Here is a 9596-nt window from a genome sequence, read left to right as displayed (position 1 = left end):
AAAATTAAAATACTAATATCTGTAACATCTGTATTTTACAAAATATATCTAACAATTTGGGATATTAATTCAACAGTTTTTAGGAGGGTCTGGTAATGACACTCTTTTTGGAGGTGAGGGGACAGATACTTATGTATTTAATAAGGGTGATGGTGTTGATACTATAGTAGAGGTATCGGCTGAAAAAGATAAAAAAGCTCGTGACGTAATTAGTTTTGGGGATGAATTAAGCAAAGAAGATATAAGCTTTATGCGTAAAGGTGAAGATATCCATGTTACATTTAAAAATTCAAAAGAAGATCAATTAATTATTAAAGATTTCCAAAATAGTACAATAAAATTATTTGAATTTTCAGATGGAACTAAATTAAATAAGCCAGATATTGAAATAGGTGGGGATGACTCTGATACATTAGTTGCTAATAGAAATAATAATATTCTTATTGGAGGGCGAGGAGATGATATCCTCAAAGCTAGAGCTGGGGATGATACTCTTATTGGGGGGTTAGGTAATGATATTATTAATGGCCAGTCTGGAAATAATACCATTGTTTATAATTTAGGTGATGGTTTAGATATTATTAAAGCAGATAAGATATCAGATACAAATCATACAGATAAAATATTATTCGGTGAAGGTATATCAAATGAAAAATTAAATTATATACGTAAAGGAAAAGATTTATTTATTCAAGTAGATGGAAACCCGACGCAAGGATTATTAGTGAAAAAGTTTTATAAATCTAATAAATATGAAACAAAGGTACAAAGCTTAAGTTTTACAAATGGAGAAATTATTGATTTGTCAACTGTCCAACCAATAACATTTGGGACCGATAGTAATGATGTGATTTGTGCTAAAAAAGGATACACAAATCATATTGATGCTAAAGATGGTAATGATAAGTTAAAAGGGTCTGATAAAGGCGATATTCTTATTGGTGGTCAAGGTGATGATATCTTAGCTGGAGGGGCAGGTTCAGATACTTATGAGTATTCTACTGGTGATGGTAATGATACTATCAATCTAGCAGGAGGTGGTTCTACAGATACATTGAAACTAAATGATATTTCAAAAGATGATATATTATTCTCACGAGCTGATAATGATTTACAGATTAACTTTAGAGATCAACTATCATCAATAATTGTAGATGATTATTTTGAGTCACAATATAATGATGCTCTAATAATAGATGCAAATGATGAGTTTCAGATGCAATTAGCAGCAAATGCAAATAAAATGGCTGAGATATTAGCAGCTAATGTGTCAGATGATGATATAGATGGAGGTAGTGTAGGAGGTAGCAATCAGGTCACTACACAAGTGGATGCTTCACAACTAGCTGATCTATGGGTTCCTAAGAATAATGATAGTGTTTAGGAAAACATACTATATTAAAAGCCGTAGATTTACGATTCTAGACTTGTTTCAAGATTTCAATTAAATAAATACTTACAGTGAATTGCTCAAATAAATTCAGCATGACATTTATATGCATAGTTAGTTATAATCATAAATATATTAACTTGAATGTTTGAGTGTGGTTTGCAAAGTAAGAAACGTTGTTTTGGTGATAAGGAAGGTCAAGAAATCTATGCTGAGTATCATGATAATGAATGGGGTATCCCAAAATATGATGATAGAGAGCTTTTTGAGCTTCTTATACTTGAAGGGGCTCAAGCAGGTTTAAGTTGGGAAACTATCTTAAAAAAACGTCAAGGCTATCGAGATGCTTTCTATAATTTTGACCCTATAAAAGTTGCTAGTATGTCAGATATGGAGCTTGAATCTTTACGATCAAATCCAGAAATTATTCGTAATAAATTAAAGATTTATTCTGCTAGAAAAAATGCTCAAATATTTCTTAAAATCCAAAAAGAGTTTAAGAGTTTTTGTAACTATCTATGGGGATTTGTAAATCATAAACCTATTAAAAATAGTTGGCAAAGCTATAAAGATGTTCCCGTATCTACAGATATTAGTGAGAAAATTTCAAAAGATTTAAAAAAGCGAGGAATGAGTTTTGTTGGACCAACAATTATTTATGCTTATATGCAAGCAACTGGGTTAGTGAATGATCATTTGGCAGATTGTTGGTGTTATAAAGAGAAGAGATTTATGATTGAGTTGGTAAATAAATTATTAGCGTGGAATAGGAAATACTTAATATACAATAGTGATCTTAGTATTGATAAGATATCTCAAGTTTTTGCTGATAAATTTGATGTTTTTGCGAATGGTCGGAGTTATCTTAATGTTGATCATCAAACATATTTAGATTTTTTACAAGGCTTTAGAGCAACAATAAAAGATATTGATTATTTTGTTAAAGATAAAATTGTTGATAGTAAATCAGTTGTACTGCCAATGCTAGCAAAAGTGACTCGAATTGATGGTTCTATAGATACTTTTGAGGCAATATTATGGTTAAAGTATGATGATAAAAATAAAATAGTTTTATGGCATGAGGTCTATGTTAAAACCAATTAAAATATTAAACTAGTAGTTACAGTCTGATGATTTTAGCAATATTATTTGCTGTTTGTTCTATATTTTTAGCAGCGTTAGCAAGGATAGTCTCTAAATCTGTATAGTGAGTTATACATGAAAATATGGCATCTATTGCAGAGTTGCCAATGTCAGATTCTTTGAGCTCATAACTACCCACTATCGCAATTACTTTTTGGACATTATAACTTTTAGCTTTCCGAGCAACGGTAATAGGAATCTTACCACATAAGCTTTGTTTATCCATTTTACCTTCACCAACTATTACTATATCAGCAGCATTAAGATGGTTATCAAAGTTGATAGTTTCTAAAATTAATTCTGCACCAGAAACTAATTCAGCATCAAGAAAAGTAGCTAAAGCAAACCCTGTTCCGCCAGCAGCTCCAACACCAGCAAGATTTTCTGAATCTTTATTTAGAGTCTTTTTACAAAGCTTGGCAAAAACTTTTATTGCTTTATCTATTTCATCGAGTTGGTCGTCTATTAGACCTTTCTGTTTACCAAAAGTATAGGTTGCACCACTTTTACCACATAGTACATTGTTAACATCACAAGCAATTTTAAAACTAGACTCTTTGATTCTATTATCAAAGTTGTCTAGATTGATAGTTTTAATTTCAGATATATTCTTTGGATAACAGCGAGTGATAACTTCATTTTTATCATTTAAAAATCTAACTCCTAATGCTTGTAATAAACCTATGCCAGCATCATTAGTACCGCTGCCTCCAAGAGTTAAAATAAACTTTCTAATACCTCTATTTAATGCATCTATAATAAGCTCTCCAAAACCATAAGTATTTGCTATAAGAGGGGTTCTTTGATTTTTAGGATATAGATTTAGACCACAGCATTGGGCTAGCTCTATAATAGCAGTATCATCATTGACTAAATATTTAGCTACAATTTCATTACCTAAGTGAGATTTAACTTTTACACTAATATTTTGTGCTGTAGTAAGGTTATTTTCTATTACCTCAAGTGATCCTTCACCTCCATCTGCAACAGGTACTTTAATATACTCTGCATAGGGGAGGGTTTTTTTAAATCCATTTTCTATTGCATTACATACTTCAATAGCTGATAGTGATTCTTTAAAAGAGTCCGGAGCAATTACAATTTTCATAAGGATTTAGGTTTAAGAAGTTTTAGGTATATTGTATTTTATTTTGCCAAATATTTCATATATATTAAATTTACTACTTAAAATTAATTTTTAGTTATGGACGATAGTATTTATAAAAAAATTAGTTGGCGAATTATGCCTTTCCTTTTAATTTGTTATACACTGGCATATCTTGATAGAGTAAATGTATCATTTGCTAAGATACAGATGATCTCAGGCTTGTCACTCTCTGAGACAGTCTATGGTTTTGGTGCTGGGATATTTTTTATTGGTTATTTCATATTTGAAGTCCCTAGTAATTACCTTTTAGTTAAAATAGGTCCAAGCCGATGGTTAGGCTTTTTGATGGTAGTTTGGGGGATACTATCAGCTTGTACTATGTTTATTAACTCAGCTAATGAGTATTATGTTCTAAGATTTACATTAGGTTTAGCAGAAGCAGGGTTTTTCCCTGGAGTTATTTATTATTTATCAGAATGGTATCCTTCATATAAGAGAGCTAAAGTAACAGCTATATTCTTTAGTGCGACTGCTATCTCAGGTATATTGGGAGGTCCAATTTCAGGTTTTATAATGGACGTTTTTAATCAGTATCACTATGATGGTTGGAGAATGCTATTTTTAATTGAGGGAATTCCAACAATTATTCTTGGCTTTATGGCTCCAAGGATTTTAAGTTCAGTTGATAAAGCAAAATGGTTAAATCAGCAGGAAAGAGATTATCTGCATCAGCAATTAAAACAAGATAGCTCAACACATATCCAATATAAAAAGTCAGCTATCTTTTTAGATATTAGAGTTTGGTGGTTATCACTAATTTATTTCTGTGGAATTACAGGTTTGTATGCTATTAGTTTCTATTTGCCAACGTTAATTGAGGATTCTGGAGTAACAAATATCTTTATGATTGGTTTAATATCTGCAATACCATATATATTTGCTGTAATTGTGATGATAGCTGTTGGTGCAAGTTCTGATTACTTCAAAGAAAGAAAGTATCATTTGATTGGAGTAAGTGCAATGGCAGCTATAGGTTTTGTCGGAATTGGTCTATTCGGTGGTAATACTTATATATCGTTAGTATTTATGTCTTTAGCAACAGCTGGAATATTAACTTTAATTCCACTATTTTGGAGTTTACCAGCAGCAATATTAAGTGGTATGGCAGCAGCAATTGCGATAGCTATTATAAATTCTGTGGGCAATTTGTCCGGCTTTGTGACTCCATATCTAGTAGGCTATATCATTGATTCTACAGCTTCTATATCTTTGGCTTTATATATGGTGGCAGCAGTTGTTTTAATAGGAGCTATCTTAATTTATATATTTTTAACTAAAACATCAAAAAGTTAAATCTGTGTTTGTCATTATATTATTTTTTGTTATAATACAGTGTCTAGTTTTTATCTAGACAGATTTGAATAATAACAAAAAGTCAGAAGTCTATAAAGATATAGATAGTTCTGAGAATTTAAAATCTAATAAATGGAGTAATAAATGTACGCGATAATTAAAAATGGCGGTAAGCAATACAAGGTAAAAGAAGGCGAAGTAGTTAAGCTAGAGAAATTTGATCTTGGTATTGGTGAGAAAGTTGAATTTGATACAGTTTTAATGGGACAAACTGCAGAGGGAGAAGTTAAAGTAGGCGCTCCTGTTGTAGAAGGTGCTAAAGTTGTTGGTGAAGTTGTAGAACAAGGACGTCATAAGAAAGTTAAAATTATGAAGTTCCGTCGTCGTAAGCACAGCATGAAGCAGCAAGGTCACCGTCAGTATTTTACAGCGGTAAAAGTTTCATCTATTAGTTTATAATTTTATTAAGAATATTTAAGGAGTATACAAATGGCTCATAAGAAAGCTGGTGGTAGTACTAGAAACGGAAGAGATTCAAATCCTAAGTATTTAGGTGTTAAAAGATATGGTGGTGAGTTCGTAAAAGCAGGTACTATTATCCTGCGTCAAAGAGGTACTAAAACTCATCCAGGTGTAAATGTTGGTTGTGGTAAAGATCATACTTTATTTGCGCTTAAAGATGGACATGTTAAATTCCATACTGGTGGTGCTTTAAATCGTAAACTTGTTTCAGTTGACGAATAATTAAATATTAATTTTAATCTTTATTTTATATCTATATTTTCTATATAATAATTTCAATAAAAAATATTATTAATACTATTTGCTAATATATGCTATAAAAAGTATTATAGATTTTAGTTTTTAGATATAATGTGTATCTTTATATTATATATATTTTATGAGCTTCTATTTACCTTTATTTTTATTCTGTATTTCAGCTATAGTTACACCTGGACCAAATAATTTGATGTTATTGATATCTTCAATAAAGTTTGGTGTTAGAAGAACATTACCTCATTATGTTGGTATATGTTTAGGGTTTCCTCTTATGGTTCTAATTGTTGGGCTTGGTTTAGAGACTATCTTTGTAAGTTATCCAAAATTACACCTAATAATAAAAGTTGTTGGTGCTATATATATGATTTGGTTAGCTATAAAAATAATACTATCATCAAGTTATCATAGTGATGCTAAAAATAGCAAACCATTAGGTTTTAAACAAGCAATATTATTTCAATGGGTAAACCCTAAAGCTTGGGTGATGGCAATCGGGGTTATCTCTACTTATACTATTATCAATGCGAATATGGCCTTGTTTATTCAAGTGATTATAATATCAATAGTTGTGATGGTTGTTTCATTTTGTTGTACAGCGCTTTGGTTGTTTGGAGGTAACTTTGTAAAAGTAATCTTAAGCGATAAAAGGCATTTGAAAATATTTAATTTAGTATTAGGGTTATTGCTTATATTATCTATTGTAATGATGATTTTTGAATAGTTTTATTTTACTTTCTTTTGAAACTTCATAGAAATAAACATACCTGCTAAAACACCAATTACAATTATGCCAATCATAATCGTTGCTAAAGCGTTTATTTCTGGAGTTGGTCCATTTTTAACAGTAGAGTAGATATACATAGGTAGTGTAGGGTTATCGCTTCCAGCAACAAACTCCGTAACAACAAGATCATCAATAGATAATGTAAACGTTAATAGCATTGATGTGATAATCGCTGGCAATAGCTGAGGCAGAGTAATAGCAAAGAATGTTTTTATAGGTCCTGCACCTAAGTCTAAAGCAGCTTCTTCTAAAGAAATATCAACACTAGCTATTCTGGATTGCATTACTATTGTTACATAAGCTGTACACATTGTTACATGTGCAATAACAACAGTAGTCGTTCCACGTTCATGAGGCCAGCCAATTAGATGCTGCAGTGTTGAAAACATCAGTAGTAAAGCAACACCTAGAATAATATCAGGAAGAACTAACGGAGTTGCAACAAGACCATATAGAAAAGTTCTAGATCTAAAGAATCTAAACCTAGTCATAGCATATGCAACTATTGTTCCTAGTATAGTTGATATAATAGATGTTATAATCGCAATTTTTAAGCTAGTAAATGTTGCATTAATAATATCTTCATCATGAATAACTTCATGGTACCAATCAAAAGTAAAACCACCCCATAAATTAATTATTTGCGAATTACTAAATGAGAAAATAATTAAGATTACAAGAGGTATATATAGAAATATTAAACCTAAAATAAGCATAATATTACTAAATGTAAATTTTTTCATTGCTTATTTCTCCCTATACAAAAGTTCTTTTTGTTTGGATTCGTTGCATCCATAAGATAGGTAGTACTAGAACAACTATCAGCACTACAGATATTGCTGCAGCCATTCCCCAATTATTAGATGTAAAGAATTCTTCCCAAATAACATTACCTATCATTAGCGAGTTCATACCTCCCATAATTTGAGGTACAACTACTTCACCAATCGCAGGAATAAAGATTAATAAACTCCCGGCAATTAGTCCTGGCATAGATAGAGGCACAGTTATTTTAAAAAATGAGTTAATTGGCTTAGATCCCAAATCCTCAGCTGCATCATAGAGGATTGGATCTATTTTTATTAAGGTGCTGTATAATGGTAATACTAAAAATGGTAAGTAACAGTAAACCATACCTAAATACATTGAAAAATCATTATAAAGCAAGGCCATGCTAGGTAAACCTAAGCTCATTAGAAATTCATTTAAAGTATGATTGCCAAGTAATGTTACCCATGCATAAGTTCTAAGTAAGAAAGAAGTCCAGTATGGTATAACTATTAGTATTAAGAAAAAAAGCTGGGTATTTTTTTTTGCCCTTGATAAAGCTAGCGCCATAGGGTAGCCAATCAAAATACATAAAGCTGTCGTTATAAAAGCAACTTTAAGAGACTTAAGCAAAGATATAAAAACTAGATTATAATGGGCTAGCTCAATATAGTTACTTAAATATAGAGTGAAATGAAGAGTTGCTTGTTTGTAAGCTAATATTGGTGTTACAGGAGGAGTTCCATCTGCAGGTAAAGTAAAACTTATACCAACTACAAATAAAAAAGGAACAAGTAAAAATACCACAAACCATACAAAAGGTATTAGATAGACGATCGTATGTCTAAAGCTTTTTTCTAAGTTTTGCATTATGAATACAGTACCATTATATTTTCTGATTCCCAAGTAAGATATACTTCATCATCCCATGAAGGATGATCAGCATTTCTCTCGATATTAAAATCAGTTGATTTTATTATATAGCCATTTGTTGTCCTTACATGATAAGTAGATAATCCGCCCATATATGCAATATCTTCAACAACACCTTTAATACAGTTTACAGGAGCTTGAGGGTTATAATCATCAGGTTTTTCTTTACTTATAGCTATTTTTTCTGGTCGTAAGCCAATCCAAATTTCTTGATCTTCTATAGCTTCAATATTTCTTTGTAGTACAAAAGATGTTCCAGCCTGTTCAGAAGTTATTACACTTTGAGTTCTATCTACTTCTTCAACGCGACCTTCAAAAATTGTACTTTTACCAATAAAGTTAGCGACAAATTTACTTTTTGGAAACTCATATATTTCAGAAGGAGTACTTACTTGTTCTAACCATCCTTCAGACATTATGCCTATTCTAGTAGACATTGTCATAGCTTCTTCTTGATCGTGAGTTACCATAATAAAGGTACTTCCAGTTTGCTCTTGAATATCAACAAGTTCAAACTGCATCTGATCACGCAGGTTTTTATCTAAAGCTGATAATGGTTCATCAAGTAATATAAGTTTCGGTCTTTTAGCTAAACATCTTGCTAGAGCAACACGTTGTCGTTGACCACCAGATAATTGATGAGGCTTTCTTTTAGATAGATGATCCATTTTTATAATTTTAAGGGCTCTATCTGTAGCTTTCTCGATATCTTCTTTACTTAGAGATTTTTCCTGTTTAAGCCCAAACATGATATTTTGTTTAATATTCATATGGGGGAATAGCGCATATGATTGGAACATCATATTCACAGGTCTTTTATATGGTGGAGTATTTGACATATCTACACCATCAATAATGATTTTACCATCAGTTGGTTTTTCAAACCCTGCTAGCATTCTTAGAAGAGTACTTTTACCGCTACCTGAACCGCCAAGTAGCGAAAAAAACTCCTTTGGGTAGACTTCCAGGTTGACTGAGTCAACTGCTAAATGCCCATCATCAAATTGCTTGGATAGGTTTTTTATAGAAACCAAAGGTTTTTTTGAAGATTTTTGCATCTTTAGGTTCTATAGTTTAATAAGGATGCTTAATGATAAGCAATTTTTTAATAGAAAAAAAGTAAATTCTGCGAGTTAATTATTTTTCTAATATAACTCAACAAAAAATAGCAGTTTTATATGTTTGATATAGGCATTCTTATTTTATGAGTAATAAGCCACTACAGGAGGTAATACCTAAAAAAATGTGCAGATAAATATAATTAAAGACTGTTGAATTAATATCCCAAATTGTTAGATATATTTTGTAAAATACAGATGTTACAGATATTAGTATTT

9 protein-coding genes and 2 pseudogenes are annotated in these 9596 nt (G+C 31.2%); 7 read left to right on the top strand and 4 right to left on the bottom strand.

What is annotated here, in order from left to right; translation table 11 throughout:
- Window positions 1-61: 61 nt before the first annotated feature.
- The 3 genes and pseudogenes from R8535_RS10885 to R8535_RS10210 form a co-directional block, all read left to right on the top strand.
- A pseudogene (locus tag R8535_RS10885) lies at window positions 62-142 on the top strand (hypothetical protein); the annotation flags it as partial.
- Window positions 143-250: 108 nt separating this feature from the next.
- Window positions 251-1384 (top strand): calcium-binding protein, encoded by a 1134-nt coding sequence (locus tag R8535_RS10215; protein WP_329498964.1) that lies wholly within the window; start codon window positions 251-253, stop codon window positions 1382-1384.
- A gap of 165 nt (window positions 1385-1549) precedes the next feature.
- Window positions 1550-2101: pseudogene (locus R8535_RS10210) on the top strand (DNA-3-methyladenine glycosylase I); the annotation flags it as partial.
- A 409-nt stretch (window positions 2102-2510) separates the two neighbouring features.
- Here R8535_RS10210 and R8535_RS10205 read toward each other — a convergent pair.
- Window positions 2511-3641 (bottom strand): glycerate kinase, encoded by a 1131-nt coding sequence (locus tag R8535_RS10205; protein WP_329498962.1) that lies wholly within the window; start codon window positions 3639-3641, stop codon window positions 2511-2513.
- 96 nt (window positions 3642-3737) lie between these two features.
- Between R8535_RS10205 and R8535_RS10200 the strand changes: the two genes are divergently transcribed.
- The 4 genes from R8535_RS10200 to R8535_RS10185 all read left to right on the top strand — a co-directional run bounded on the left by R8535_RS10200 (window position 3738) and on the right by R8535_RS10185 (window position 6495).
- Entirely contained in the window at window positions 3738-4994 is a 1257-nt protein-coding gene (locus tag R8535_RS10200; protein WP_329498960.1) for an MFS transporter, read from the top strand.
- A gap of 144 nt (window positions 4995-5138) precedes the next feature.
- Window positions 5139-5453 (top strand): 50S ribosomal protein L21, encoded by a 315-nt coding sequence (rplU, locus tag R8535_RS10195; RefSeq protein WP_040010512.1) that lies wholly within the window; start codon window positions 5139-5141, stop codon window positions 5451-5453.
- Between the two features lie 30 nt (window positions 5454-5483).
- Window positions 5484-5738, top strand: a complete 255-nt coding sequence (gene rpmA / locus R8535_RS10190) for a 50S ribosomal protein L27 (RefSeq protein ID WP_329498957.1) — start codon at window positions 5484-5486, stop codon at window positions 5736-5738.
- Between the two features lie 157 nt (window positions 5739-5895).
- Window positions 5896-6495 carry a LysE family translocator gene (locus R8535_RS10185; protein ID WP_329498956.1) on the top strand — a complete coding sequence of 200 codons (600 nt, stop codon included), beginning with the start codon at window positions 5896-5898 and terminating at the stop codon, window positions 6493-6495.
- Between the two features lie 2 nt (window positions 6496-6497).
- On the opposite strand, the gene R8535_RS10180 is transcribed toward R8535_RS10185, so the two are convergent.
- The 3 genes from R8535_RS10180 to R8535_RS10170 are packed head-to-tail and all read right to left on the bottom strand — an operon-like array spanning window position 6498 to window position 9317.
- Window positions 6498-7301, bottom strand: a complete 804-nt coding sequence (locus R8535_RS10180; RefSeq protein WP_329498955.1) for an ABC transporter permease subunit — start codon at window positions 7299-7301, stop codon at window positions 6498-6500.
- A 13-nt stretch (window positions 7302-7314) separates the two neighbouring features.
- Window positions 7315-8196, bottom strand: coding sequence for an ABC transporter permease (locus R8535_RS10175; RefSeq protein WP_329498953.1), 882 nt, complete (start codon window positions 8194-8196; stop codon window positions 7315-7317).
- Window positions 8196-9317 (bottom strand): ABC transporter ATP-binding protein, encoded by a 1122-nt coding sequence (locus tag R8535_RS10170; protein ID WP_329498951.1) that lies wholly within the window; start codon window positions 9315-9317, stop codon window positions 8196-8198. Before R8535_RS10170 ends, R8535_RS10175 begins: the two co-directional genes overlap by 1 nt.
- Window positions 9318-9596 lie beyond the last annotated feature (279 nt).

Source organism: Francisella sp. 19S2-4, from assembly GCF_036281795.1.
GTDB lineage: Bacteria > Pseudomonadota > Gammaproteobacteria > Francisellales > Francisellaceae > Francisella.
This window is presented reverse-complemented; position numbering and strand designations above follow the sequence as displayed.